General features: G+C 72.5%; 22 protein-coding genes. 5 read left to right on the top strand and 17 right to left on the bottom strand.

Annotation, left to right across the window (positions count from 1 at the left end; all coding sequences use genetic code 11):
• The first annotated feature begins 57 nt into the window (after nucleotides 1-57).
• Nucleotides 58-2,871: a discoidin domain-containing protein gene (locus tag D7147_RS04045; RefSeq protein WP_120673846.1), complete on the top strand. Its 2,814-nt coding sequence runs from the start codon at nucleotides 58-60 to the stop codon at nucleotides 2,869-2,871.
• Between the two features lie 129 nt (nucleotides 2,872-3,000).
• The gene (locus D7147_RS04040; protein WP_120673845.1) at nucleotides 3,001-7,287 is read left to right on the top strand and encodes a discoidin domain-containing protein; all 4,287 of its coding nucleotides are present in this window, start codon (nucleotides 3,001-3,003) and stop codon (nucleotides 7,285-7,287) included.
• Between the two features lie 60 nt (nucleotides 7,288-7,347).
• Here the strand turns inward: D7147_RS04040 and D7147_RS04035 are convergent, their stop codons facing one another.
• Nucleotides 7,348-8,112 carry a crotonase/enoyl-CoA hydratase family protein gene (locus tag D7147_RS04035; protein ID WP_120673844.1) on the bottom strand — a complete coding sequence of 255 codons (765 nt, stop codon included), beginning with the start codon at nucleotides 8,110-8,112 and terminating at the stop codon, nucleotides 7,348-7,350.
• A gap of 161 nt (nucleotides 8,113-8,273) precedes the next feature.
• Here D7147_RS04035 and D7147_RS04030 point away from each other — a divergent pair, with 161 nt between their 5' ends.
• Nucleotides 8,274-9,125, top strand: a complete 852-nt coding sequence (locus D7147_RS04030) for a Rieske 2Fe-2S domain-containing protein (protein ID WP_120673843.1) — start codon at nucleotides 8,274-8,276, stop codon at nucleotides 9,123-9,125.
• Between the two features lie 85 nt (nucleotides 9,126-9,210).
• Here D7147_RS04030 and D7147_RS04025 read toward each other — a convergent pair whose 3' ends face one another.
• The 12 genes from D7147_RS04025 to D7147_RS03965 all read right to left on the bottom strand — a co-directional run bounded on the left by D7147_RS04025 (nucleotide 9,211) and on the right by D7147_RS03965 (nucleotide 18,370).
• Nucleotides 9,211-10,320: a LysM peptidoglycan-binding domain-containing protein gene (locus D7147_RS04025; protein WP_120673842.1), complete on the bottom strand. Its 1,110-nt coding sequence runs from the start codon at nucleotides 10,318-10,320 to the stop codon at nucleotides 9,211-9,213.
• Nucleotides 10,321-10,335: 15 nt separating this feature from the next.
• Entirely contained in the window at nucleotides 10,336-10,761 is a 426-nt protein-coding gene (locus D7147_RS04020; protein WP_120673841.1) for a pilus assembly protein TadG-related protein, read from the bottom strand.
• On the bottom strand, nucleotides 10,758-11,237 hold the full coding sequence (locus tag D7147_RS04015) for a TadE/TadG family type IV pilus assembly protein (RefSeq protein ID WP_120673840.1): 480 nt from the start codon (nucleotides 11,235-11,237) through the stop codon (nucleotides 10,758-10,760). The genes D7147_RS04020 and D7147_RS04015 overlap by 4 nt, the downstream gene beginning before the upstream one ends.
• Nucleotides 11,222-11,734: a TadE/TadG family type IV pilus assembly protein gene (locus tag D7147_RS04010; RefSeq protein ID WP_120673839.1), complete on the bottom strand. Its 513-nt coding sequence runs from the start codon at nucleotides 11,732-11,734 to the stop codon at nucleotides 11,222-11,224. The genes D7147_RS04015 and D7147_RS04010 overlap by 16 nt, the downstream gene beginning before the upstream one ends.
• A gap of 6 nt (nucleotides 11,735-11,740) precedes the next feature.
• Nucleotides 11,741-11,950 (bottom strand): hypothetical protein, encoded by a 210-nt coding sequence (locus D7147_RS04005; protein ID WP_120673838.1) that lies wholly within the window; start codon nucleotides 11,948-11,950, stop codon nucleotides 11,741-11,743.
• A 66-nt stretch (nucleotides 11,951-12,016) separates the two neighbouring features.
• Nucleotides 12,017-12,889 carry a type II secretion system F family protein gene (locus D7147_RS04000; RefSeq protein WP_120673837.1) on the bottom strand — a complete coding sequence of 291 codons (873 nt, stop codon included), beginning with the start codon at nucleotides 12,887-12,889 and terminating at the stop codon, nucleotides 12,017-12,019.
• A gap of 2 nt (nucleotides 12,890-12,891) precedes the next feature.
• Nucleotides 12,892-13,794 carry a type II secretion system F family protein gene (locus tag D7147_RS03995; protein WP_120673836.1) on the bottom strand — a complete coding sequence of 301 codons (903 nt, stop codon included), beginning with the start codon at nucleotides 13,792-13,794 and terminating at the stop codon, nucleotides 12,892-12,894.
• Nucleotides 13,795-13,798: 4 nt separating this feature from the next.
• Complete coding sequence (locus D7147_RS03990) at nucleotides 13,799-15,352, bottom strand: CpaF family protein (protein ID WP_120673835.1); 1,554 nt, start codon at nucleotides 15,350-15,352, stop codon at nucleotides 13,799-13,801.
• Nucleotides 15,342-16,142, bottom strand: coding sequence for a ParA family protein (locus D7147_RS03985; protein ID WP_120673834.1), 801 nt, complete (start codon nucleotides 16,140-16,142; stop codon nucleotides 15,342-15,344). The genes D7147_RS03990 and D7147_RS03985 overlap by 11 nt, the downstream gene beginning before the upstream one ends.
• Nucleotides 16,143-16,144: 2 nt before the next feature.
• On the bottom strand, nucleotides 16,145-16,807 hold the full coding sequence (locus D7147_RS03980; protein WP_120673833.1) for an SAF domain-containing protein: 663 nt from the start codon (nucleotides 16,805-16,807) through the stop codon (nucleotides 16,145-16,147).
• 37 nt (nucleotides 16,808-16,844) lie between these two features.
• Nucleotides 16,845-17,849 (bottom strand): hypothetical protein, encoded by a 1,005-nt coding sequence (locus D7147_RS03975; protein ID WP_199734059.1) that lies wholly within the window; start codon nucleotides 17,847-17,849, stop codon nucleotides 16,845-16,847.
• Nucleotides 17,843-18,370 carry a hypothetical protein gene (locus tag D7147_RS03965; RefSeq protein ID WP_233562895.1) on the bottom strand — a complete coding sequence of 176 codons (528 nt, stop codon included), beginning with the start codon at nucleotides 18,368-18,370 and terminating at the stop codon, nucleotides 17,843-17,845. Before D7147_RS03965 ends, D7147_RS03975 begins: the two co-directional genes overlap by 7 nt.
• Nucleotides 18,371-19,092: 722 nt before the next feature.
• Here D7147_RS03965 and D7147_RS03960 point away from each other — a divergent pair.
• Entirely contained in the window at nucleotides 19,093-19,800 is a 708-nt protein-coding gene (locus tag D7147_RS03960; RefSeq protein ID WP_233562894.1) for a prepilin peptidase, read from the top strand.
• Here D7147_RS03960 and D7147_RS03955 read toward each other — a convergent pair.
• Nucleotides 19,797-20,423, bottom strand: coding sequence for a phosphatase PAP2 family protein (locus D7147_RS03955; RefSeq protein WP_120673829.1), 627 nt, complete (start codon nucleotides 20,421-20,423; stop codon nucleotides 19,797-19,799). The two genes, D7147_RS03960 and D7147_RS03955, sit on opposite strands and share 4 nt — an antisense overlap.
• A gap of 341 nt (nucleotides 20,424-20,764) precedes the next feature.
• The gene (locus tag D7147_RS03950) at nucleotides 20,765-21,229 is read right to left on the bottom strand and encodes a hypothetical protein (RefSeq protein ID WP_120673828.1); all 465 of its coding nucleotides are present in this window, start codon (nucleotides 21,227-21,229) and stop codon (nucleotides 20,765-20,767) included.
• Between the two features lie 237 nt (nucleotides 21,230-21,466).
• Here D7147_RS03950 and D7147_RS03945 point away from each other — a divergent pair, with 237 nt between their 5' ends.
• Entirely contained in the window at nucleotides 21,467-22,606 is a 1,140-nt protein-coding gene (locus D7147_RS03945) for a low temperature requirement protein A (protein ID WP_120673827.1), read from the top strand.
• Between the two features lie 106 nt (nucleotides 22,607-22,712).
• Here the strand turns inward: D7147_RS03945 and D7147_RS03940 are convergent, their stop codons facing one another.
• Complete coding sequence (locus D7147_RS03940) at nucleotides 22,713-23,783, bottom strand: COG1470 family protein (RefSeq protein ID WP_120673826.1); 1,071 nt, start codon at nucleotides 23,781-23,783, stop codon at nucleotides 22,713-22,715.
• A gap of 89 nt (nucleotides 23,784-23,872) precedes the next feature.
• Nucleotides 23,873-25,837: a purple acid phosphatase family protein gene (locus tag D7147_RS03935; RefSeq protein WP_233562893.1), complete on the bottom strand. Its 1,965-nt coding sequence runs from the start codon at nucleotides 25,835-25,837 to the stop codon at nucleotides 23,873-23,875.
• Between the last annotated feature and the right edge of the window lie 94 nt (nucleotides 25,838-25,931).

The following is a 25,931-nucleotide window of genomic DNA, read 5'->3' as shown; positions in this document are numbered from 1 at the left end:
GGGGGACCGCAACGCACGGGGGGATCTGGACCACCGACGAGAGGGAGAGCCCAGCTCATGCCCGAACACGCCACCGCCCACCCACCCCGAAGAGTCCGCGCCCGCGCGGGGGTGGCCGCCCTCGCCGCCGCCGCCCTCACCGCGACGTCGCTCACCGTTCTCGCGCTGACCGGCACCGCGACCCCGGCCCAGGCGGCCGGCCTCTCCCCGTTCGACATTTCCGGGCGGGGCGCCGACGTCCCGTTCGTGGAGCACGAGGCGGAGGAGGTGGCGCACACCGGCACGAAGATCGGCCCGGACCGGTACTACGGCACGCTGCCGTCCGAGGCGTCCGGCCGCGAGGCGGTCACCCTGGACTCCGTCGGCGAGTACGTCGAGTTCACCCTCACCGAGCCGGCCAACGCCGTGACCTTCCGGTACAGCATCCCGGACAACGCCGCCGGCACCGGCCGGGACGCCAGCATCGACCTGCGCGCCAACGGCGCCCTGGTGAAGGCCGTCCCGGTGACCTCCCGGTACGGCTGGTACTACGGCGGCTATCCGTTCAACAACAACCCGGGCGACACCAACCCGCACCACTTCTACGACGAGACCCGGACGATGTTCGGGACCACCTACCCGACCGGTACGAAGATCCGGCTCCAGGTCTCCTCGACCGCCCAGTCGCCGACCTTCACCATCGACCTGGCCGACTTCGAGCTGGTCGCGCCGGCGATCGGCAAGCCCGCGAACGTGCTGGACGTGGTGACCGACTTCGGCGCCGACCCGACCGGCGCCACCGACTCGACGGCCAAGTTCCAGGCGGCTGTCGACGCCGGCCGGGCGCAGGGCCGGGCGGTCTGGATCCCGACGGGCACCTTCACCCTCTGGGACCACGTGGTGGTGGACGGGGTGACCCTGCGCGGCGCAGGACCGTGGTATTCGGTGCTCGGCGGCCGGCACCCCACCGACCGCAAACGTGCCGCCGGCATCTACGGCAAGTACGTCCCCGGCGGCGGCTACAGCGGTGAGATCCGTGCCCACGAGGCCGGTGGTCCGAGCCGCAACGTGACCCTGCGGGACTTCGCCATCATCGGCGACATCCGGGAGCGGGTGGACGAGCACCAGGTCAACGCCATCGGCGGCGCGATGTCGAACTCGGTGGTGCAGAACGTCTGGATGCAGCACACCAAGGTCGGCGCCTGGATGGACGGCCCGATGGACAACTTCACCATCCGCGACAGCCGGATCCTGGACCAGACCGCCGACGGGGTGAACTTCCACTGGGGCGTCACCAACTCCACGGTGACGAACACGTTCGTCCGCAACACCGGTGACGACGCGCTGGCCATGTGGGCGCAGAGCGTGCCGAACGTCAACAACTCGTTCACGTTCAACACGATCGGCGTGACGATCCTCGCCAATCACCTGGTGACGTACGGCGGGCGGGACATCAAGATCACCGACAACGTGACCGCCGACTCGGTCACCAACGGCGGCGGCATCCACGTCGCCAACCGGTACCCCGGCGTGAACGGCCCGACCGCGGTCTCCGGAACGATCACCGTGGCCCGGAACACGCTGATCCGCAACGGCAACTCGGACTACAACTGGCGGTTCGGCGTCGGCGCGATCTGGTTCTCCGCACTGAACGAACCGATCCAGAACGCGACCATCAACGTCACCGACACCGACATCCTGGACAGCTCGTACGCGGCGCTGCACTGGATCGAGGGCGCCACCAGCGGGATCAACTTCAGCAACGTCCGCATCGACGGGGCGGGCACGTACGCCCTCCAGGTGCAGGCGCCCAGCCAGGTGTCGTTCACCAACGTGCGGGCCACCGGGATCGCCCAGTCGAACCCGATCCACAACTGCGTCGGCAGCGGCTTCCAGATCACCCAGGGCCCCGGCAACTCCGGCTGGTACACGCCCACGCCGTACTGCGGCCCCTGGCCGGAGCCGCGGTGGGGCGGTGGCCCGACCGACCCGCCCCCCACCGACCCGCCGCCGACCGATCCGCCGCCGACGGGCGGAAACCTGGCGCTGGGCCGACCGGTCACCGCGACCAGCTCCACCCAGAACTACGTGGCCGCCAACACGGTGGACGGCAACGCCGCCAGCTACTGGGAGAGCGCGAACAACAGCTTCCCGCAGTCGATCACCGTCGACCTGGGTACGGCGCGCAACGTCGACCGGGTACAGCTGAAACTGCCGGCCGGCTGGGAGCGGCGTACGCAGACCCTGGCCGTGCTCGGCTCCACCGACGGATCGAGCTGGACGACGCTCGCCGGGTCCGCCGGGCGCACCTTCGACCCGGCGTCGGGCAACACGGTCTCCGTCGCCCTGCCGGCCGGTGACCGCCGGTTCGTCCGGCTGACCTTCACCGGCAACACCGGCTGGCCGGCGGGGCAGCTCGCCGAGTTCGAGGTGTACGGCGACGGCTCCACCCCGCCGCCCACCAACCCGCCCACCGGAAACCTGGCGGCCGGACGGCCGATCTCGGCGACCAGCCACTCCGACGTGTACGTCGCCGGCAACGCGGTGGACGGCAACGCGAACACCTACTGGGAGAGTGCCAACAACGCCTTCCCCCAGTCGGTGACCGTCGACCTGGGCAGCGCCCGACCGGTGTCCCGGCTGGTGCTGAAGCTGCCGCCGGCCTCGGCCTGGCAGACCCGTACGCAGACGCTGACCGTGCTCGGCTCCACCGACGGCTCCTCGTTCAGCACGCTGAAGAGCTCGGCCGGCTACACCTTCGACCCGGCGTCCGGGAACACCGTGTCGATCCCCGTACCGGCCGGTGACCGTCGCTTCGTCCGGCTGACCCTCACCGGCAACACCGGCTGGCCCGCCGGTCAGCTCGCCGAGTTCGAGGTCTACGCCACCTGACGTGCGCCGGTGGGGCTCCGCCGCCGATCGGGGCCCCACCGACGCGCCCGCAACACCCCCGCTCCACCCCGCACCCCGCACCACCGCACACGCCTCTCCACGTCCCCCGGGAAGAAGGTGTCCGCAACCATGTCCAGATTCCGTACCCGAGCCGTCGCGGTGCTCGCCGCGATCGGCCTGGCCGTCACCGCGGCCCCGGCGCCACCCGCCGCAGCGGCCGGCGGCCCGAACCTCGCCGCCGGAAAGAACACCTCCGCGAGCAGCACCAACGCCCCCTACGCCGCCGGGAACCTGACCGACGGCAACCAGGGCAGCTACTGGGAGAGCAGCGGTGCCCTCCCGCAGTGGGCCCAGGTGGACCTCGGCTCCAGCCAGTCGATCGACCAGGTGACGCTCAAGCTGCCCGGCAGCTGGGAGGCGCGCACCCAGACGCTCTCCGTGCAGGGCAGCGCCGACGGCAGCGGCTTCAGCACCATCGTCTCCTCGGCCGGACGCTCGTTCAGCCCGGCCGGCGGCAACTCCGTGACCATCAACTTCCCCGCCACCAGCACCCGCTTCGTCCGCGTCCACATCACCGCGAACACCGGCTGGTCGGCCGCCCAGCTCGCCGAGCTGGAGGTGTACGGCGCGGCGACCTCGTCGACCAACCTGGCGCTCGGCAAGGCGATGGCGGAGAGCAGCCACTCCGACGTCTACGGCGCCGCCAACGCCAACGACGGCAACGCCGGCACCTACTGGGAGAGCGCCAACAACGCCTTCCCGCAGTGGATCCAGGTCGACCTGGCCGCCGCGGTGAACGTGAACCGGGTGGTGCTCAAGCTGCCCGGCGGCTGGGGCGCGCGCAGTCAGACGCTGACCGTGCAGGGCAGCACCAACGGGTCGAGCTTCGACACCCTGGTCGGCTCGGCTTCCTACGCCTTCAACCCCGGCTCCGGCAACTCGGTCACCGTCACCGTGCCGAACGCCGCCACCCGGTACGTCCGCCTGCTCTTCACGGCGAACACCGGCTGGCCCGCCGGGCAGCTCTCCGAGCTGGAGGTCTACGGCCCGGCGACCGGCGATACCCAGCCGCCCTCGGCGCCCGGCAACCTCGCCTTCACCCAGCCGGCGCCCGACCAGGTCCGGCTGACCTGGACCGCGTCGACCGACAACGTCGGGGTGACCGGCTACGACGTCTACGCCAACGGGGTGCTGCGCACCAGCGTCGGCGGTTCGACGCTCACCTTCACCGACACCCAGCCGGCCTCGGCGACGGTGACCTACCACGTCCGGGCCCGGGACGCCGCCGGCAACCAGTCGGCGAACAGCAACTCGGTGACCCGTACCGGCAGCACCGGTGACACGGTGGCCCCGACCGCGCCGGGCACCCTGGCCTACACCCAGCCGGCGAGCGGCCAGATCCGGCTGAGCTGGACGGCGTCCACGGACAACGTCGGGGTGACCGGCTACGACGTGTACGCCAACGGCGCGTTGCGCGGCAGCGTCAACGGCTCCACCCTCACCTACACCGACAGCCAGCCTGCCTCGGCCACCGTCTCCTACTTCGTCCGCGCCCGGGACGCGGCGGGGAACGTGTCGGCGAACAGCAACACGGTGACCCGCCCCGGCAGCACACCCGGCGGCACCAACCTGGCCGTCGACAAGCCGATCACCGCCTCCTCGGTGGTGCACATCTTCAACGCCGTCAACGCCAACGACGACGACGTCACCACCTACTGGGAGGGCGCGCCCGGGGCGTACCCGAGCACGCTGACCGTCGCGCTCGGCGCGAACGCGACGGTCAGCTCGCTGGTGGTGAAGCTCAACCCCGACCCGGCCTGGGGGCCGCGCACCCAGACGTTCCAGGTGTTCGGCCGGGAGCAGTCGGCCGCCGGGTTCAGCACGCTGGTCGGGTCGGCCACCTACTCGTTCAGCCCGGCGAGCGGCAACACGGTGACCATCCCGGTCTCGGCGACCGCCGCCGACATCCGGCTCCAGTTCACCGCGAACTCCGGCTCGTCGAACGGGCAGGTCGCCGAGCTCCAGGTGATCGGTGTACCGGCCCCGAACCCGGACCTCACCGTCACCGCCCTCACCGCGTCACCCGCGACGCCGGTCGAGACGGACGCGATCACCCTCTCCGCCACGGTCCGCAACGCGGGAACCGCGGGCGCGGCGGCCACGGCCGTCGGCCTCTACCTGGGTACGACGAAGGTCGGCACGGCGAACGTCGGCGCGCTCGCCGCCGGGGCGTCGACCACCGTCTCGGCGAACATCGGCCCGCGTAACGCCGGCAGCTACGAGCTGGTGGCCAAGGTCGACGAGGCGAACACGGTGATCGAGCAGAACGAGGCGAACAACAGCTACACCAGCCCGAACGCGCTCACCGTCAATCCGGTGGCCAGCTCGGACCTGGTCGCCTCGGCGGTCACCTGGTCGCCCGGCACGCCGAGTGCGGGCGCCACGGTCAACTTCGCGGTGACCATCCGCAACCAGGGCACGGTCGCCTCGGCGGGCGGCGCGCACGGCATCACGCTGACCGTGGTCAACGACTCGGGCACCGTGGTCCGTACGCTGACCGGCTCGTACAGCGGCACCATCGCGGCCGGCGCGAGCGCCGGGCCGGTGAACCTGGGCAGCTGGACGGCGGCGAACGGCCGGTACACCGTCCGGGTGGTGCTCGCCGACGACGCCAACGAGCTGCCGGTGAAGCGGCAGAACAACACCAGCGAGCGGCCGTTCTTCGTCGGGCGTGGGGCGAACCTGCCGTACGACATGTACGAGGCCGAGGAGGGCACGATCGGCGGCGGGGCGCAGACGGTCGGGCCGAACCGGATCATCGGCGACCTGGGCGGTGAGGCCTCCGGCCGGCGGGCCGTCACCCTCAACACCAACGGCGCCTTCGTCGAGTGGACCACGAAGGCGCCGGCGAACGCCCTGGTGACCCGCTTCTCGATCCCGGATGCGCCGGGCGGCGGGGGCATCAACTCGACGTTGAACATCTACGTCAACGGTGTGCTGCACAAGCCGATCAGCCTCACCTCGAAGCACATCTGGCTGTACGGCGCGGAGGCCAGCCCGAGCGACTCGCCGAGCGCGGGCCCGCCCCGGCACCTCTACGACGAGGCGAACGTCCTGCTGAACTCCACGATCCCGGCGGGCAGCCGGATCCGCCTCCAGAAGGACCCGGCCAACAACACCACGTACGCCATCGACTTCATCAACCTGGAGCAGGTGTCGCCGCGGGCCAACCCGGATCCGGCCCGGTACGCGGTGCCGAACGGGTTCAGCCACTCCGACGTGCAGAACGCGCTCGACGCGGTCCGGATGGACACGTCGGGCAACCTGACCGGTGTCTACCTGCCAGCCGGCACGTACGAGACCGCCCAGAAGCTCCAGGTCTACGGCAAGCCGGTCAAGGTCGTCGGCGCGGGCATGTGGTTCACCCGCTTCCAGACGCCGACGTCGCAGCAGAACACCGACGCCGGTTTCCGGGTGGAGCCCTCGGCCAGCGGGTCGTCCTTCGAGCACCTCGCCTTCTTCGGCAACTACACGAACCGGATCGACGGGCCGGGGAAGGTCTGGGGTGAGCTGAAGGACGTCGACAACATGACGTTGGACAACGTCTGGGTCGAGCACACCGTCTGCGGCTACTGGGGGGTCAGCGTCAGCGGCCTCAAGATCACGAACAGTCGGTTCCGGAACACCTTCGCTGACGCGGTCAACATGACCAACGGCAGCACGAACAACCTGATCGCCAACTCGGAGGGGCGCTCCAACGGGGACGACGCGTTCGCGCTCTTCTCCGCGACCGACCAGGGGGCGTCGACGTCCAACCACGGCAACGTCTTCGAGAACCTGACCGCCACGCTCACCTGGCGGGCGGCGGGCATCGCCGTCTACGGCGGCTACGACAACGTGTTCCGCAACCTCTACATCGCGGACCAGTTGACCTACTCCGGGCTCACCATCAGCTCGCTGGACTTCGGCTACCCCTTCATCGGGTTCGGGGCCAGCCCACCCACCCGCTTCGAGAACATCTCACTGATCCGGTCCGGCGGCCACTTCTGGGGTGCGCAGACCTTCCCGGCGATCTGGATCTTCTCGGCGTCGAAGGAGTTCCGCGGCATCCGCGTGACCGACGTGGACATCGTGGACCCCTCCTACTCCGGAATCATGTTCCAGACCAAGTACACCGGGAGCCAGCCGGAGAACCCGGTCACCGACACCGTCTTCACCAACGTCTCGATCTCCGGGGCGCGGCGCAGCGGTGACGCCTTCGACGCCAAGTCCGGCTTCGCCATCTGGGTCAACGAGATGCCGGAGCCGGGTCAGGGCCCGGCGGTCGGCTCGGCGACCTTCAACAACCTCCGACTGACCGACAACGACGTCGACATCAGGAACACGACCTCGACCTTCACCATCATCCGGAACTGACCATCCGCACCGGGACGCCGTCGGGAGGACCCACCCTCCCGGCGGCGTCCGCCGATGCGGTCACTGCGCCGCGGCGCCGTGCCGGCCCGCCCCGGCGGCGAAGCGGGCCGCGCCGGCCGCCGCGTCCGCCGCCAACGACTCCATGCCGTACGCCAGCTCGGTCGCCATCGCCGCCGGCTCGGGCAGCCCGCTGCCGGCGAGCACCGCCGCCCGGTCGTTGCGTAGGCAGGCCTGCGGGTGCCGGGCCAGCTCCGCGGCCAGCTCCTCGGCCTCCGCCCGCGCCGCGCCCGGGGCGACCAGCCGGTTGACCAGCCCCATGGCGTACGCCTCCGGCGCCGGCACCGCCCGGCCGGTGAGGATCAGATCCATCGCCCGACTCTCGCCGATCAGCCGGGGCAGCCGGACCGTGCCCCCGTCGATCAGGGGGACGCCCCAACGCCGGCAGAAGACCCCGAGCACCGCGTCCGCCTCGGCGACCCGCAGATCGCACCAGAGCGCCAGCTCCAGACCGCCGGCGACGGCGTACCCGGAGATCGCCGCGATCACCGGCTTGCCGAGGACCATCCGGGTGGGGCCCATCGGGCCGTCCCCGTCCGGCTCGACCCGGTTGCCGCTCGCCGTGCCGATCGCCTTCAGATCCGCGCCGGCGCAGAACGTGCCGCCCTCGCCCCAGAGCACGGCGACCGAGGCGTCCGGGTCGGCGTCGAAGGCGCGGAACGCGTCGGCGAGCGACCGCGCGGTCGGCCCGTCGACGGCGTTACGCGCCGCCGGCCGGTCCAGGATCACCGTGGTCACCGCTCCGCGCCGCTCGACCCGTACGCCCATCGGCACAGGATGCCCGCGCGGGTGCCAACGCGCCAGGGGGCGGCCGGGGTCGGCCACGGCCGCGTGCGCCCTCACAGTGGGATCGGGTGGCGGCCACGCTCCGCGACAGATCCGTCCCCGGCGACCGGTTTGCGACGGCGAGGACCGGGAAGTCGGTACCCGTGCGAGCGCTACTGACGAAGATCGAGCAGAACACCCGGCTGGACCGCGTGGGTGACCCGCTGCAGCGTGCGGTCCAGGCGGTGCTGCGACCGCAGCGGATCCGGGACCTGCTGCACGGTGTGCCGCTGGGCCACCCGCTGCACCCGGCGATGGTGCAGGTGCCCGTCGGTTCCTGGATCGGCGCGGCGGTCCTCGACCTGATGCCCGGGCAGCGCCGGGCCGCCACGACCCTCACCGCCTTCGGCACGGTGAGCGCCGTGCCGGCGGCCGTCGCCGGGCTCAACGACTGGGCGGCGCTCGCCCCTGACCAGCGTCGGGTCGGCTTGGTGCACGCCGCCGCGAACACCGTCGCGGTGGTCTTTTACGGCGGCTCCGTGGCCGCCCGCCTCTCCGGCCGGCACGGGATCGGTCGCGCGCTCAGCATGGCGGGCCTCGGCATCGCCAGCGTCGGCGCCTACATCGGTGGGCACCTGGCGTACAAGCAGGGGGCGCAGGTCAGCCAGAGCATCTCCGAGCTGCACCTGATCAGCCAGGGTTGGCACCCGCTGGGTGACCTGTCGAGCGTCCCGCAGCGGCAGCTGATCACCAAGGAGATCGACGACGTCTCGGTGATCCTCTACCGGCACGGCGACGACGTGACAGTGATGCTGGAGCGCTGCCCGCACCAGAGCGGCCCGCTGGGGCAGGGCGAGGTGCAGCAGGTCGACGGGCACGACTGCGTGGTCTGCCCGTGGCACGGCAGCACGTTCCGGCTCAACGGCGGCGAGGTGGTGCACGGCCCGTCCGGCAGCGACGGTCAGGTGCTGCCCACCCGGATCCGCAACGGCATGATCGAGGCGCGGCTGCCCTGAACCGCGCCGCGCCGCCGGCGAGGCGCCGGCCCCGAAGAGGACCGTGGTGGCGCGGTGAGGGGCCCGCCTCCCACCGGCACCCAAGTCAGTCCTTGCGGTGTCGCCCCACCGGCAGCTCACCGGCGGCCCGGGCGTGCGCGCCGGCCTGGCCACTGGGCAGCGCCCGCAGCTGACCGCCCGCACCCGCCCGCGCTCCGGCGGTGACCGGGCGGCGGCGCAGCCCGAGCACGGCACCGATCTGCGCGCCGACGATGCTCGCGACGGCGAGTACGGCGGAGACCGCCAGCGGCCGGTTCAGCCGGTCCGCCTCAACCGCCCGGGCCGCCCCCACCGTCAACGCGGGCGCTCCGCCGTCGGGTCGGGCGGCGGTGCCGCTCCCCTCCTGGACGTCCGGTGTGGTCGGCGCCGGCCGGGTGCCGTGGGCCCCGGCGACCCGTTCCGGCGCGGGGCGGGGCGACGGACGCTGCACGAGACGGCCTGTCGCGTGCGGCCGTACACCCCGGTCGGCCGCCTGTTGCGGCAGCTTGAGCAGCTGCCCCGGGTGGATCCGGTCGGGGTCGGCGAGCCGGTTGATCCGGGCCAGCTCGCGGTAGTCGGCGAACTCGTCGAGGTAGCGCTCGGCGACCGCGCCGAGGTAGTCGCCCTTGGCGACCCGGTACACGGGCCGGTCACCGGCCTGCGTCTCCCGCACCTGCGTACCCGTCGTCACCGGTGCCGTCACCAGCGGGGTGGCCGGAGCGGCGTACGTCTGGGAGACGGCCGCCGGGTGGCTCAGCGTCGGCCCGGCGTACGCCTGACCGGCGGTCGTGGCCGCGCTCGCCGCCGGGGCGGCGGCGACGATCAGCGCGACCGAGCCGACCAGCGCTGCCGCCGCGCGCTGCTGCCGGCTCATGCCGGGCAGCCGGGGCGCGGGCCGGCGCAGCGCCTGCGCGCCGAGCTCCACGAGCACCGAGAGGGTGAACGTGGCCCAGCCGAACCACCCGACGAGCGCCAACGCCCGCAGGAAGAGCTGCCCGTCGTCGCGGCTGGTCAGCGCGGCGCCGACCTCGGCCAGGGTCGGCACGTGGTCGGGTAGCGGATTGCCGGCGAGGGCGAGCAGCGCCACCGGGGCGCCGACCAGCACCGTACCGAGCAGGATGAGCGCGCCGAACCCGGTGAGGATCCGTCCGGTCCGGCGTACCGCGGAGCGACCCATGGCTGCCTTCCTTCCCTACGGTCCGGTGAGGGCGCGTGCGGTCGCCTCACCGCTGACGGTGATGGTGTCGTCGAAGCCCAACAGGCCGAGCATCGACCGGCGGTAGGTGATGGTGACCCGGACCCTGATCAAGGTTTCGCCGTTCACGACGGGGAAGCTGACCGTGTGTCCGGCGGCGCCTGCGGCGGCGAGGTAGTCGACCACCGCGGCACGGGCGAGCCGCTTGTCGATCCGCTTCGGCCCGCCGGCGATCGCGGTGGCCCGGTCGACGGCCTGCCCGCCGGCGCGGGCCGCCTCGGCGGCCAGGTTGTCGGCGCGTTGCAGGGTACGCAGCTGACCGGCTCCGTCGTAGGAGAGCCCGATGACGGCGAGCACCCCGACCATCGCCACCGCGAGGAAGATGCTCACCCGCCCCGCGTCGCGGCCCGACCCGGCGGTCATCCTCTGCTCCGGTAGCGGTCCAGCGGCGAGGTGAAGCTCACCGAGATCGCGTCGCCGGCCGGCATGCCGGGCAGCACGGAGAGGTGCAGGTCCTCGTAGGAGACGGTGCAGCTCACCTGGACGGTGACCGAGGCCTCCTGCCCGGCCCGGCTGCCGAAGGCCGCGTTGAAGGTGGTGGAGCGCCCGGCGACCGAACCGGTGAAGGTGAGCGTCGGCGCGCCGGTGCAGGCGAGGCCCCGCCAGTCCAGCTGCCGGCGGGCCGCGTCGCGGGCCTCGGCGCGAGCGGTCTCGGCGTCCCGGGAGATGGAGGCGGCTCGGGCCGCGTCGTGCGCGGCGGCCTCGATCGCCTCGGCCGCCACCGCGTTGCGCCCCGTCACGCCGGCCAGCACGATCAGCGCGATGAACGCCGGGGCGAGCACCGCCACCTCGATGGAGACCGAACCCCGTCGCCCGTCGCGGGTCACGACGTGGTCCACCGTTCCACGGTCCCGTGGGCGGTCTGCCGCACGGGGAAGCTCACCAGGGGGATCACCGAGAGGGACCGGCCACGCACCGTGCAGGTCACCTCGGTGGCGGTGGTCTGGCAGGTCGGGGCGGGCCGGTCCCAGCCGACCAGCCAGTCACCCGAGGCCCGGAGGAACCGGATGGCCCGCTCGGTGCCGGCGTCCGCGGGAGCCTGGTGCACCCGCTGCGCGTTCACCGCGCTCTGCGCGGCGTTGAGCGCGGTCGACCGGGCCACGAACCAGACGGCCACCTGCACCGAGGCGAAGAGCAGCACCAGGATCAGCGGCATCACCACCGCCAACTCGACCGGGCTGGCGCCACGATCCGCTGCACCGGCGGCGGACCGCCGTACCACCGCGCCGACCGCCCGGCGGACGGCACCGCGCCGGGGTCGGCCGGGCCCGGACGCGCGGGGGCGCCGGACGGCGGGTGTCGCCCGGCGCCCCCGGCGGTGAGCGGCTCGATGCATCGCCGGTTACGGCTTGGTCGGGTTGCTGTGGGCCGGGATGCCGTTCATCCAGTCCTCCGCCTTGGCCAGCGCCAGGCCGGTGACGATCGTCGCCACGAAGACCAGGCCGAAGATGATGACGGCGGTCGGCACCGGGCTGTCGCCGCGCTCGCCGTCGCGGCGCAGCTCGGCCAGGCGCGTCGTCAACGCGACGTGCACGTAGGTGATGAGGGACATGGCGTGCTCCTTGTCAGGTCGGGTCACATGCGGGCTCAGGTCGGGTCACAGCGGGATCAGGTCGGGTCACATGCGGGCGATGAACGGGTAGACGACGAAACCGAGCAGGACGAAGACGAGCAACGCGCCCGGGATGTCGAGGCGGCTGGTCACCCCCTCGGCCCGGGCGAGGTTGTCGGTGCGGATCTGGTCGCGCAGCGAGTCGGCCCGGCTGCGCAGGGTCTCGTGGACCTGCGCGCCCTCGCTGCCGGAGGAGCGCATGATCGCCCCGACGTCGCCGAGTTCGGGGATGCCGATCCGGTCGGCGAGGTCGCGTAGCTCGTCCCAGGGGGAGTGCATCTGCATCTGGGCGATCCGCAGCGCCTCGGCGATCCGGTCGAAGACCCAGCCGTCGCAGACCGCGGCGGCCCGCTCCAGGGACTGCACCGGGCCGTGCGCGGCGGAGAGCTGCAACGCCACGAGATCCAGGTAGGTGCAGACCGCCTGCCGGAACTCCTCCCGCGCCTTGGCGGCCCGGGCGAGCACGGACCGGTGCGCCAGCAACGCCGCGACCAGGGCGAGCCCGAGGCTGCCCAGCACCGGCACCGCCAGCGGCAGCGAGATGCCGAGCACGAAGCAGGCCACCCCGAGCAGGGTGGGCGTGGCGAGCCCGATCAGCGCGGAGAGCAGCAGCGACAGCGCGTACTGCTCGGGAGTCTGGTCGATCAGCGCGAGCTGCCGGTGCGGCGGGCGCAGCCACCGGGAGAGGCCGGTGAGCCACTCCAGCCGCCGTCCGGCCGGTGTGGTGGGCGGTCGGGCCCCCGCCGGCTGGTGCAGCCGGCGCAGCGCGGGCCCGAGCGCGGGGGACGCCGGCGCCAACTCGCGTACGACCAGGAAGAGGCCGAGCCCGACGGCCGAGCCCCCGCCGACCGCGATCCCGAGCTGCCAGTTGAGGTACATGATCACGCGATCGCCTCCTCCGGATCGGGGGCGGGCAGGAAGCGGGCGGCCCGCTGCGGCCTGCTCATCGATCGAACCCAGGCCAGCAGGCCGACGAAGGTGGCGCCGAGCGCGGCCATCACGAGCTGGCCGACCGGCGTGGCGTACGGGCGGATGTACTCGGTGTTGAGCAGCCCGTACACCAGGGTGGCGAGGGTCATCCCGGTCAGGAAGCGCACCGCGAACCGTGGCTGGGTGCGCTTCGCCTCGACCTCCCGCCGGGTGGCGACCTCGGCGGCCGCGGCGGTGGCGATCGAGCCGAGCACGTCACCGAGGCGGTCACCGCGGTCGGTCAGGTGCAGGATGAGCGCGGCCACCACCTGGTCGCAGACCGGGTCGCCGATCTCGTCGGCGAACGCGAGCAGGGCGGAACGGCCCAGCCAGCCGGCCTGGAGCCGGGCGGCGAGCAGCCGTACCTCCTCCTCGATCTCCTCCGGCGCGGTGCCGACGGTGTGGATGATCGACTGCTGCAGCCCCTGCCCGGTGGCGGAGACGTCCTTGAGTCGCCGGGTCCACTCGCCGACCGCCTCGATCCGGGCGATGGCACGCTGCTCGGCCCGGCCCACATTGAACAGCCAGGGGGTGCCGGGCACCGCGACCGCGACCAGCAGACCGACCACGGGCAGGCCGGTGAGCAGGAACGCCGCCGCCCCGGCCAGCAGCGCGCCGACCAGCAGGGCCTGGTGGCTCCGCCGCTCGGCGGGGGTGCTGCCCGACCCGTACCAGAGCCGGCTCAGACCGGGACCGGCACCGGGGGCGGGCCCGGCCGGTCGCCGGGTGCCGACCAGCGCGACCACCGCCAGGATCAGCCCGGCCACGCAGGCGGCCCCGGAGACCACCGCGATCAGTTCGACGTCGTCCCGCACGCCGTCACCGCCGGGCCAGTCGGGTCTGCCGTGGCCGCCGCCAGGCCCCGGTGCCCGCCTCGATCCAGCGGCTCAGCAGGCGCGCGTCGTAGCCGACCCGGAGCAGCTGGTCGCGTACCCGCTCCGGCAGGTGACGGGGGACCGCCCGGCCGTCCGGCCCCGGGCCGAAGACCGTGGTCGTGGTGATCCGGCCGGCGTCACCGGCGCCGATCACCTCCTCGACGTGCGAGACGAACCGGTGCTTGCGACCGCCGATCGCGGTCTCGTCCTCCACTGTCACGTAGACGATCAGGTCGAGCGCGTTGCCGGCCATCCGGCGCGCCTGGTCGACGGTCATCTCCCGGCCGTGCGCCAGCGCCAGCTCGACGATGCGTTCGCCGACGCCGGCCGGCGTACGGGCGTGGATGGTGCACATCGAGCCCCGGCTGGTCGTCATCGCCTGGAGCATCGGGACGATCTCCCGGGACCGGACCTCGCCCACGATGATCCGCAGTACGCCCATCCGGAGCGAGACCGGGATCAGGTCGGCGATGGTCACCTCCCCGGCGGGCCGACCGTCCAGCCCCCGCTCCCCGTGCCCCTCCCGGGCCTCGAAGCTCATCACCGCCCGGTGCCGCGCCTTACGGCGGGCCGGCAGCAGCTCCCGGCTCTCCTCCAGCAGCACGTACGGCTCGTCCGGCGGGATCTCGTTCATCAGGGCCCGGATGACTGTGGTCTTCCCGGCGCCGGCGAGCCCGGCGACCATGATGTTCAACCCGGCCCGCATGGACGCGCGGAGGAAGTCGCGCAGCAGCGGATCGACCATCTCGTCCAGGTCGGGCCGGGAGCCGGCGATGTCGTCGAGGCTCACGTCCAGCGTGTTGTGTTTGCGGATCACCGCGTACGGGCGGTGGCTGACCAGGAACACCGCGGCGAGCCGGCTGCCGTCGGGCAGTTGCAGGTCGAGAGTGGGCTTCGAGGTGGAGAGGGAGCGTTCCGTGGCCCCGGCCCGGCGGGCCGCCGCCTGGAGGATCTCCACGAGTTCGGCGTCGCTGTCGGCGATCGGCTCGCTCCAGTCGATCCCGCCGCCGTGGCGGGTGATGCGCACCTGGTCGCAGCCGAGGATGTGCACCTCCTCGATGGTCTCGTCGACCAGCAGCGTCTGCAGCCGACCAAGCCCGACCAGCTCCGCGGTCACCTGGTCGAGCAGGTGCCGCTCCTCGTCGGCGGGCATCGGCGTGCCGGCCCGGCGGACCGAGTCGGCGTACTCGGAGACCACCGCCACGGCGAGCCGGGCCCGTTCGGTGTCCTCCTCGTCGTGGCTGAACTCCCGGCCGCGCTGCCAGAGGGCGAGTCGTTCGCTGAGCTGGCGGCGCAGGTCCCGGACCACCTGGAAGTCGACCCGGGGCCGGGGTGGCCGCGGCGCCGGGGCGACGGGTGGCGCGTGGTGCCGGTCGTTCGCCGGGGCGAGCGGTGGCGTGACGGAGGTGACGCTCGGCGGGGTGGCGCTCGGTGGCGTGACCGGGTCGGTCTCCGGCGGCTGCCGGCGCGGGTCGGTGGAGACGGGTTCAAAGCGCATCCGGGACTCCCTGCGGGACGGGCCAGGCCAGCCGGGCGCGGCGCCGGTCCAGCAGCGCGCCGACCGGAACCTCCAGCGCGGCCGCCGCGCGCATCAGCGGCCGTCCGGCCCGGACGGTGCCACCGAAGCCGAGCACCCGGGCGGTACGCGGGTCCTCCGGCAGCCGGGCGATCACCGGCAGGCGCAGCACCCGGCTGATCTCGGTGCGCCCGTGCCCGTCGCCGACGAGCAGCAGCCGCAGGTTGCCCGGTGGCACCCGGTGCTCGGCGAAGTCCCGTTCGATCGCCCTGACCGTCGCCTGCGCGCCGGAGAGGTCCGGCAGTTCGGCGCGGGTCACCACGAGCACCACCGAGGCGGCGCGCAGCAGCGGCCACGGCGGGTTCGCCACGTGCAGCCGACCGCAGTCGACCAGCACGTCGTACGGGGGTGTGCCGCGTTCCAGCCCGGTGAAGAAGTCGGTGAAGCGCTGCCACAGCGGGGTGACGCTGCCGGACTGGGCCGGGTCGACCACGCCGGGCAGCAGCAGTCGTTCCCGCCGGGGCGCGTCCAGGTCGACCAGCTGCGACCAGAAGGCGGTCTCCAGGTTGCCGTCGCGCAGCTCGCCGACGGCCAGCTCACCGAGGCCACGCGGGCCGTCGAGCGTGCCGCCCAGGAAGCCGGCGAGGATCGAGCCGCCGGCCGGGTCGCACTCGGCGAGGACGAGCCGTCGGTGCCAGGTGAGCGCGGCGGCCAGCGCGGCGGTGGTGACGCCCGGGGATCCCTTCGCGGAGACCAGCGCGATGATCGCCATGCTCAGGCCGCCCCGGTGAGCACGACCGCGATCCGGTCCTGCGCGGTCAACGCCACCACGGCCGGTACGTCCCGGACGGCCAGCGCCAGGTAGACCACGATGTCGTCGCTCGTCTCGGAGGTGCTGGTGTCGATGACGGTGGCCTGGAAGCGGGTGCCGCCGGCCGCGGCGGAGCCGTCGGCGTTGTCGTCGGGGGTGCTGACCAGCAGCAGCTTGTCACCGGGGTGCAGTTGCCGGGCGGGCACCTCGGCCGGGTCGAGGCCGAGCGCGAACTGCTGCTGGTCGGGGCCGAGCAGCGGAGCGTCGGTCAGCTGCCCCATCGTCAGCAGGGTGCCGGGCGTCAGCGACACCGCGGCCCGCTTGCCGAGCACCTCGTCGATCCGGTCGGCCGGCACCGGCGCGAGTCCCTGTCCGCCGGCCACCTGCACGGGCCGTAGGTCGTCGGCGCTGAGCTGCCGGCCCACCTCGACCGGGCGGGCCACCGCCAGGTAGTTGCCGGTGGCGCGTACCGAGGTGACCGCGAACGCGGCGCCCAGCCCGCCGAGGGCGATCAGCAGTACGGCCAGGCCGAGCAGCCCCGGGCGGATCCGGCGCTGGCGTACCACCCGGGGCGGGGTGACCGGCGCCTCGGCCGGGCTCGTTCCGTTGCGCGTCGCCAGGCTCACCGGTTCACATCCGTTCCGATCGAAGCGTCGTTGGCGCTCATCGCGTCACCACCTGGAGTTCGTTGATCTGGATCGCGACGTCTCCCGTCGTCCGCTGCACCGGGATCACGCCCGACTCGCCGCCGCCCTCCCAGGTCACCGTCCAGTACGTGGTGGCGTTGACCGCGTACGCGCCGGCCTTCGGGTAGCCGCGGTGGTAGCCGCAGGTCGGCGAGGGCTTGCCGGCGTACCGGCCGGTGACCTTGTACTCCGTGCCGGGGCCGGTGCAGGTGACCTTCTCGCCGTTGCCCATGTCCCAGACGATCCGGTCGAAGACGGCGGTGATCTCGACGGTCAGTCCCCGTTCGGTCTCGTCGTCGGAGATCACCGGACCGAAGGTCTGCGCGGCCCGCTCGCCCCACATCCAGACCGGCAGGCCGACCAGGCCGGGGCCGGTGGCCTTGCGGGGTGCGACCGCGATCCGGGGCGGCCGGATGCCGATCTGGGCGAGCGCCCGGCGGGCCAGCTCCTCGGGGTCGGGTGGGGTGCCGTAGCCGGGCGGGGGACCGTCGAGCAGCTCCTCGCGCTGGTCGCCGAGGTCGCCGCCGTTGCAGGTGAGCAGGTACCACTGCTTGCCCTCGGGGGTGTCCGGCGGCTGTGGCTCCTCGAGCTTGTAGTAGCAGCCGTCGGCGTTGTTGAACCAGCCGAGGAACTCGTCGTAGCACTTCACGGTGCGGCCGTTCCACTGGCACTTGCCGCCACCGCCGCCGCCGTCGGAACCGCCGCCGTCGGAACCGCCGCCGTCGCCGCCACCGTCCCCGCCGCCGCCGGGCGTGCCGGGGTCGTCGTCCCAGACGGAGCAGTCGTGCTGCTCGGGCGGGCAGGAACCGCCCGGGTCGGCCCGTCTGGCGGCGCCGGCCGGGGCGATGCCCGCGGCGACGAGCGCGACCACCAGACCGAGACCGGCGACGCGGGCGGCGCTCCGGCTTCGGGTGGGCCGCCGACGGGGTGCCCGGGCCCGCGGGGGTCGGGCCGGGGCACCCCTGCCTCCCCGGGTCAGCACGGCTGGTCCTGGTGTGCGGTGCCGGCGCTGATCAGCCAGCGGCCGTCGGGGTAGCGGGTGGCGGTGGCGGTGGCGATGTACCGCTTCCCGCCGCTGCCGGGCACCACCCGTCGGTCCTTGGTGTAGACCAGGCGGTATCCGGTCGCGTCGAGGCAGTCCTGGATCTCGACGGTGGCCGGCACGGTGTTCAGGCTCACCGCGGTCACCGTGGGGTCCGACTTCAACGTTCCGGTACGCATCGCGCCGTGCTCCTTCGCCTCGCGAATGGCCACTCGGACCCGGGTCAACAGCGGGTCCGCGAGGAACCGGGACAGTTCCGGCGCGTGCGGATCGCTGTTCCGACTTGCCGTACGGGACGCGGTGAGATAACCGGAATACGCGTCGAGGGCGGCTTTTCCGGCCGCCTGTTCATCGGGCTCCCGGTCGGCGTCGGCTGCGGCGGCCGGGGCTGCCGGCGGCCGGACGGTCGCCTCCCGGCTCTTGCCGCACGCCGTCATCGACGCCGTTGCCGCGATCGTCATCAGGCAGATTGCCGCTCGGCCGAACTGCCGTCCTCGCACCGCCGTGCCTCCTCGATGGCGACCCGACCGCAACCTCCTCGTCGCCGTCGGGCATGCGGAAGCGGGCCCGAATGGTCACATCCGGAGCTCTTGAATGCGCTACCGCATTTACCTTCACGGATCTCTTACGAAAGCGAAGCTCGATGCCTTCCAATCGTCTCGGTGAGGCTTGCGTCACACCCAAGGGGGGAGCATAAGCTGACGTCCGCCGATGCAACAGAGGAAATTCATTTGAATACGCTGAGTGATGACAGGTGGTGGTGGCGGGTGGCGACAGTCCAGTCCGCCCCGATCGCGTCCCGACGGGTCGCTCCCTGCGCCCAGCGGTGGCGCGAACCGGCGCCGGGTGCGGTCTCCGCTGGCCGGACGGGGGAGGCGAGTCGACCCACTCGCGGCATCTCGTCCGATCCGTCCGTTCGTCGCCGCTCGCCGGGGCCGCGCCGGTCGCCACGAGATCTGGCGTCCCCGGGGTTCGGCGCCGACCGGGGTCGGCCGGTCGCTTTCTGCGCCATCCGCTACACCCGAGCGTTCGTTAAGTCACGCTCCGTGTTCACGTTCGGCGGCTCGGGTGATCAAGCCGGACGGCGCGCATGGCGCTGACCGGCCCTCGCCCACCACAACCCGCCCCGGAAAGCTCACCAGCGCCCGGCGACGGTGGACGCTCCGGCGTCGCGCGGGCCGCGGTGGCGGTTCTGCTGCTCACTCCGCTGCTGCGCCTGGCGGTGGTGCGGCACGCCGTACCGGCTGGATCCATCCTCCGCGCCGGCTGCGCGGCCTGCGGCGCGGTGGTGGAGCTGCGGCACCCGTGGCCCGCGCTCGGCCCGACGGCCCGCTGCCGCCGATGCCGAGCCCGGACGGGGCCGCGACCGGGCTCCGTCGAGCTGGCCGCGGTCGGGGCGGTCGCGCTGCTCGTGCTGCTGGGTCCACCCGTGGCCGAGCTGGCCGCGGTCGCCTGGTGGCTCGGCTGGGTCCTGCCGCTCTGCTTCATCGACCTCGCCGTGCACCGGCTGCCGGACCGGCTCACCTGGCCGGCGGCGGCCGGAGTGGGGCTGCTGCTCGGGCTCGCCGCGCTCACCGGCGCCGGTGCGGGTCCCTGGCTGCGGGCGGTCCTGGGCGGAGCCGGGCTCGCGCTCTTCTTCGCCGCGACCACCCTGCTGCTCGGCGCGCGGGGGTTCGGGTTGGGCGACGCCAAGCTGGCCCTCGGTGCCGGGGCGCTGCTCGCCTGGCACGGCTGGCCGGTGCTGGTGGCGGGACTGCTGCTCGCGCTGGGGCTCTCCGCCCTGGTGAGCCTCGGGCTGCTCGCCGCCCGTCGGGCCCGCTGGTCCAGCCACCTGCCGTTTGGCCCGTTCCTGGTGCTCGGCACCCTCGCCGCGCTGCTGTTGTCGGGCTAGTGCCGGGTGCCACCGATCGGGTCGGCCACCGGCGATTCGGCGGGTGCCCGGCGGCGCAGCAGCACGACCACCGCCCGCCGCAGCGGCGGAACGAGCAGCAGGACCACGCCGGCGCCGAAGAGCAGACCGGCGACCACGTCGTGCGGATAGTGCACGCCGACGAAGACGCGGGAGAACGCGGCGAGCGCGGCCAGGGCCAGTGCCACGAGGCCGATCCGGCGGGCGAGCAGCAGCGTGGCGACCGCCAGCGCCCCCGCGACCGTCGAGTGGTTGCTCGGGAACGACCAGTCGCCGGTCGGCGGGCAGGAGCCCGCGATGATCGCCTCGGTGGCGGCACGGCACGGACGATCCTGGTCGACGATCGTCTTGAGCCACTCGCTGCCGCCGTACGCGAGGACGACCGGAATCGGCGCGACCAGGGCGAGTGCCCGGTCCCGTGGCCCGCCGCCGAGGCGGGTGAGCGCCGCGGCCAGCAGCAGCAGGCCGAGCAGCACGATCGCCCCCTCGGTGAAGTGCCCGGCGAACCACCGCACCGGCTCCGGGCTGCTCGCCGCCGCGTCGACGACGTCCTGGTACCAGTCGGCGCTGATCTCCGGTACGTCGATCGTGCCGTTCTCCACCATCAATCACCCCACGCCTCGTTCATGCCCCGTTCACCTGGAAGAAAGGTACAGATAACCCAGATTCAACGGCAGTGGCGAAGGGAAGGAGTGCGAACTGACTTTCGTCCCAGTGATCTCACAGGTTGGATTTGCCATGATCCGGAGGCACGGCGGGGCGCGGCCGACGCGACGGCCGTGGGCCGGAGACCACGGTCGAGCTGTGGCACCACGGCGAACGGCTCGCCGTCGGCGGTGGCGCGCCGTGCCTCCGGCCGATGCCTTCGGTGCCCGATCCCGGGCCCGAGCCGCCCTCTCCGCCGGGTCGGCGTCCGCCGCGCCGGGCCGGTGGCTGAGGCTGAGCCTCAGAACGTCTCAAGCCCGCCGGACATCCGCTCCCGGACCTCCTCCAGCGCCTCGAAGGCGTACGCCCAGTTGTGGCACTTGAAGCTGCGCAGCCCGTCGATGGCGGTGTGGCAGTCGGCGCAGCGGACGCCGGGGATCGCGTCGGGCACCTCGGTGTTGACGTACTTGTGGTCGCCGAGGATCACCATGGCGATCATCGTCCGGTCGTGCACCCCGTCGAGGGCGGACGAGACGATGTCGTACCAGGTCACCCGTCGGCCGCACTTCGGGCAGTCCGGTTCGTCGCCGCTGACCCAGAGCGGTGCGCCGATGCTGCGCGGCGGGATGCCGAGCAGCTTCTCCAGCCGCCGCACATCCGACTCGGGCGTGGTCCAGCGCTGTCGGCCGGGCAGCGCGGCGGGCGAGTCGTAGACGGCACGGAACAGGTCCGGTTCGACCCGTACGGTCTCCCGCTGACTGGTCATCGGCGTCCCTCCTCGACGGTTGCCCCCACCGTGGGCCGCCGACGGCGGGGGTTGCAGCCGGATCAACGACAGGACGGGCCGCCGGGTCGTCCTCTCCGGTGATCCTCGTGGACGCGCACCTCGCCGCGCCGCGAGTGCCCGATCATGCAGTTGTGGTGCGTCACCGGGCCGGCGCGGAACGCCGATCCGGACGCCACAGCCGCATGATCGTCGTGGCGGAGCGGCCGGAGGAGCAGGATGGCGGGCAGTCGCGAACGGTTGCTGCGGCACCGCGAGGACCCGGTGAGCGCCTCCTTCCTGGAACTCTTCTTCGACCTCGCGTTCGTGTTCACGCTCAACCAGGTGGGCGCCGTCCTGCTGGCCGACCCGAGCATCGACGGGGCCCTGCGGACCGCCCTGCTGCTCGCCACGGTCTGGTTCCTCTGGGTGACGACCACCTGGTCGGCCGACTGGTACGCCCCGGACGCGCCCGTCGTGCGGGTGGTGCTGATCGGCGCGGCGCTCGCCGGTCTGCTCATGGGAGTGGCGGTCCCGGCGGCGCTGGACGACAGGTCCGCGCTCTTCGTCGGCGCCTACCTCGTGGTCAACGCGGGCCGGGGCCTGCTCGGCCTCGTCGTGCTGCGCGGCCATCCGCTGCGCCGACGCATCGGCCGGATCCTGTGCTGGTTCGCCGCCAGCGGTGTGCTGTGGTTGGCCGGGCTGTTCCTGCCGGCGGCGCGCGTACCGCTCTGGGGGCTCGCCCTGCTCGTCGAGTACGCCGGGCCGAGCGTGGGGTGGCCGACGCCTTGGCTGGGACGGTCGCGGCCGCAGGAGCTGCGGCTTCGCGGCGCCCACTTCGCCGAGCGGTTCCGGCAGGTCTTCATCATCTCGCTCGGCGAGCTGATCTTCTCGGCCGGTCTCGCGTACGCCGAGAGCGAGACGAGCCCGGCGCAGACCGGCGCCTTCCTGCTGATCTTCGCCACGGCGGTGCTGCTGGGGCTGCTGTACGTCACGCCGGGCGGGCGGCAGTTGGCCTCCGCCATCGAGCGCGCCAGACCGACGCGACTCGGCACGGCCTCCAACCTTCTGCACCTCGTGATGATCGCCGGGGTGGTCTCCACCGCCGTGGCGGCGGAGGTGGTCATCGGTCACCCCGGCGAGCCGGGTGCGGTGGCGGTCGTCGTGGCCGGTCCGGCGCTCTTCCTGGCTGGGCGGTTGCTGCTCTCCGCCGCCATCAATCGGCGGATCTCGCTGCCCCGGTTGCTCGGGCTGCCGGTCCTGGTCGCCGTGGGGCTCGTGGCGGCGGATCTTCCCCTGCTCGTGGCGACCGCGGTCACCACGGCCGTCCTCGTCGCGGTAGCCGTGCTCGACCGGGCCCGGGTCTTCGCGCCGGGCTGACCGGGCAGCCGCCGCTACGCCCGCCGGCGGCGGGATCGTCCGTCCCGGGACAGCGCGGCGCGTGCGCCGGTCCGGCCGCCGCGTCCCGGCCCTGCGGCGGTCACCGCTACTGCTGCTGCTCGCGGAGCCGCTGCTCGACGGCCTCCTGCACGCGGGCCTCCTCACGCTGCTTGCGCGCCGTGCGGTTGCGCCGCCCGAGCCGGATCGCCAGCACGACGATCGCGATGAGGACGAGGAGCAGGAGCAGCAGCGTCCACGGGAGGACCCAGGCGTGGGTCGTCTTCTCGACCTTGTCGAGCGGGGTGACGGAGCCGGACGCGTCGGTGAGCAGGGGCGTGAGGCCGGCGGTCGCGGCGAGCCGGATCGCGGGGCTGACGTCCTTGACGGGCACGGTGACCTGCCAGCTCTCACCGGGCAGCAGCTCCGGCGTCTTCGGCAGGTCGCGGGCCTTGGTGCGCAGCAGCCCGAACGGGCCGGAGACCGAGGCCGCCTGCTGGCTCGACAGGGCGGCGTTGCCGGTGTTGTGGACCTTGTAGCTGATGGTGGCGTCGCCCCTGCCGAACGGGTTCCAGGTGCACTTGTAGTCGACGTCGAAGTCCTCGATCGCGAGAGCCGGCTTCAGCTCGCCGCCGACGCGCAGCTTGATCCGGATGCCGAGCCGCCGGTCCACGTTGATGCCCTCGGCCTGGTCGGGCTGGGTCAGCGAGGTGAGGACGCCGCCGACGTAGTCGCCGGGGGTGGCGTTCGCCGGGACGCTGATCTTGAACGGGACGGTGGCGGTCTTCCCCGGCTGGATCGCGACGCTCGCGGCGTTCGCGTGCACCCAGGCGCCGATGGCGACGGACTTCTTGTCCCGGGTGAGCAGGTCGAGCTGGCCGGACTCGGTGGTGAAGCCGTCGGCGGCGTAGACGGTGAGGTTCAGCGGGGCCGTGCCGCGGTTGGCCACGACCATCCCGTCCTCGATCGTGCCGCCGGGGTTGACGTTGTAGCTGTAGCTGGACCGGGTCGCGCCGTAGCTGTTGGAGGCCGTTCTGACCGTCCAGGTGACGTCGCCATCCGCCGCCAGGGCGGGTCCGGCGCCGACACCGGCGACCGCGGCGGCGGCGAGCAGGGACAGGGCGGTCGTACGGAGAAGCTTGGCGGTCCTGGTCTTCCAGCGCGTTGCGGGCGCGTGCATCTCTGGTCCTCGGGTGATCTTGGGGTGGCTCGAAACGGGTGGCGGGGTAGGCCCCGAAGGTGCCTACCCCGCCGGTCAAGCGGATCCGATCAGCTGCTCAGGGCAGTGATCGTGAGGGTGGCGCGGTAGCTGCCCTTCGCGACCTCGTTCGGGAACTTGAGGTCGAGGTCGGCACCGAGCTTGGCGGTGCCACGGGCGTGGCCCTGGTCGGCCGCACCGAGGCCGCGCGAGACCGCGAGGCCCTGGCCCTGGTCGTCGTAGCCGGAGACCACCGGCGCGCCGGCCTGGGCACCGGCCCCGGACTCGACGATCTTCGGCGACCAACCGAGGTACGAGCCGGCGAGGGTCTTGTCGCCGTCCTTGAAGTCGCTCACGTTGGCCGAGATCGACCACGGGGCGAGCGAGAAGCGACTGTCCGAGACGACGATCGGGTTGATCTTGCCGTTCGCCTCGAAGTACCAGCCGTCGTGCTCCTGGGCGGTACCCAGGTTCACCAGGCCGTTGTAGCCGTCGATGGTCCAGCCGAACTCACCGGTCGCGTTCGGCACGTTGACCTGGATGGCCTGGCCGTCACCGTTGTACGGGTGGATCGTCACGTTGTCGACGAGCGAGCCCACCGGCTGACCGTCGGCGGTGTTGGTGCAGGACAGGCCCTTCTCGACAGCCGCGTTCGGCGCCGCGCAGGTGCCGCTGCGGATGTTCTCGACAACCAGCTTGTCGGACTTGACCTGAACCTTGACGTAGGTCCGGACGTGCTCCTGGTTCTGCACGGAGTTGTACCAGAAGCTGTCCGGGTTCAGCGGGTCCGGGCGCTGGCCGTTCGGGTCGGTGTCCGCCGCGTTCGGCTTCTTGATGTCGTAGTACTTCGAGCCGGAGGCCGAGTTCGCCGTCACGTAGATGACGCCGCCCGGGCCCGGGTACACGTCGGCAGCACCCGGCTGCTCGGCCGCGTTCTCCTTCTGGCCGTTCTTGATCGAGTAGCTACGCGAGTAGCTGTGGTCGTGACCCTGCAGCACCAGGTCGACGCCGAGCTCGGAGAAGGCGGTGGTGAAGTCCTTCCGCCGCTGCTTGTTGTCGCCGTCACCGGAGTGGCTGGCCGGCGAGTAGATGGCGTGGTGGTAGTTCAGCACCGTCCACTTCGCCTCGGCACCGTGCTTGTTGATGACGTCCGTGACGTATGCGACGTGCGCCGTGTCGCCACCGAGCGAGCCGTCGGCGGGGTTCACGTAGCTGTTGCTGTTCAGGTCGATGAAGAGCGTGTCCTTGTAGATGTACCAGTAGTCACCGCCGGAGCGGGTCGCCGAGTCGCCGTTGTAGTACTGGCTCGAGCGGTCCGTGTTGGGGGTGAAGTGGTGCTGCTCCCAGGACTTGCCACCGACGTCGTGGTTACCGATGGTCGCCGCGACCGGGTACTGCCGCAGCTGGTCGGGGGCGAGGAACGCGTCCCACTGGGCCTCGTTGTTCGCGGACTCGACGTGGTCACCGCCGGAGACCAGCAGCTCGATGTCCGGGTTCGCGGCGGTGGCGTACCGCAGCGTCTCCGCCCAGCCGGCACCGTCCTTGGCGACGTCGCCGGAGGAGCCGATCTGCGGGTCGCCGAAGAACAGGAAGTCGTAGTCGCCCTCGAAGTCGTGCGTCTTGAAGGCGTACGCCGGAGACCAGTTGCCCTCGGAGCCGACACGGTACGAGTACCCCGTGTTCTCCTTCAGGTTCGTGATCGTGGCGTGCCGGTTGTAGCCGGTGGTGGAGGTGTTCGCCGCGCCGGTGGCGTCGACGGTGACGGCATCGGCCGGGAACTCGCCGTTGACGATCGAAGCCGTCGGGGCGACCTGGACCTTCTGCGCGGTGTCACCCGAGGAGTACCAGGTGACGATGCGCTGGGTCTCGTTGGCGCCCACCCCGAGGACGATGCCGCTGTAGGAGGTGGCGTCGGCGGCGCTGGCGGCGGTGGTCAGGCCACCGCTGAGGGCCACGCCCAGACCGAAGATCGCCGCAGCGGCCCCGGTGGCCACGCGACGCCGCACAAGCCGAGCGGCCTGCGCTGAGGTGCTCATTCTCATCAATTTCCGTCCTTTTCGGATGAGAGGTGCTGCGAGAGCGTCCTCAACCTGGCGGGGTCCGGTGAACCGATCATGAATTGGGCCGGGC

Origin of the sequence: Micromonospora musae, assembly GCF_003626545.1 — a bacterium.
In the GTDB taxonomy this organism is placed as follows: Bacteria; Actinomycetota; Actinomycetes; order Mycobacteriales; family Micromonosporaceae; genus Micromonospora; species Micromonospora musae.
This window is presented reverse-complemented; position numbering and strand designations above follow the sequence as displayed.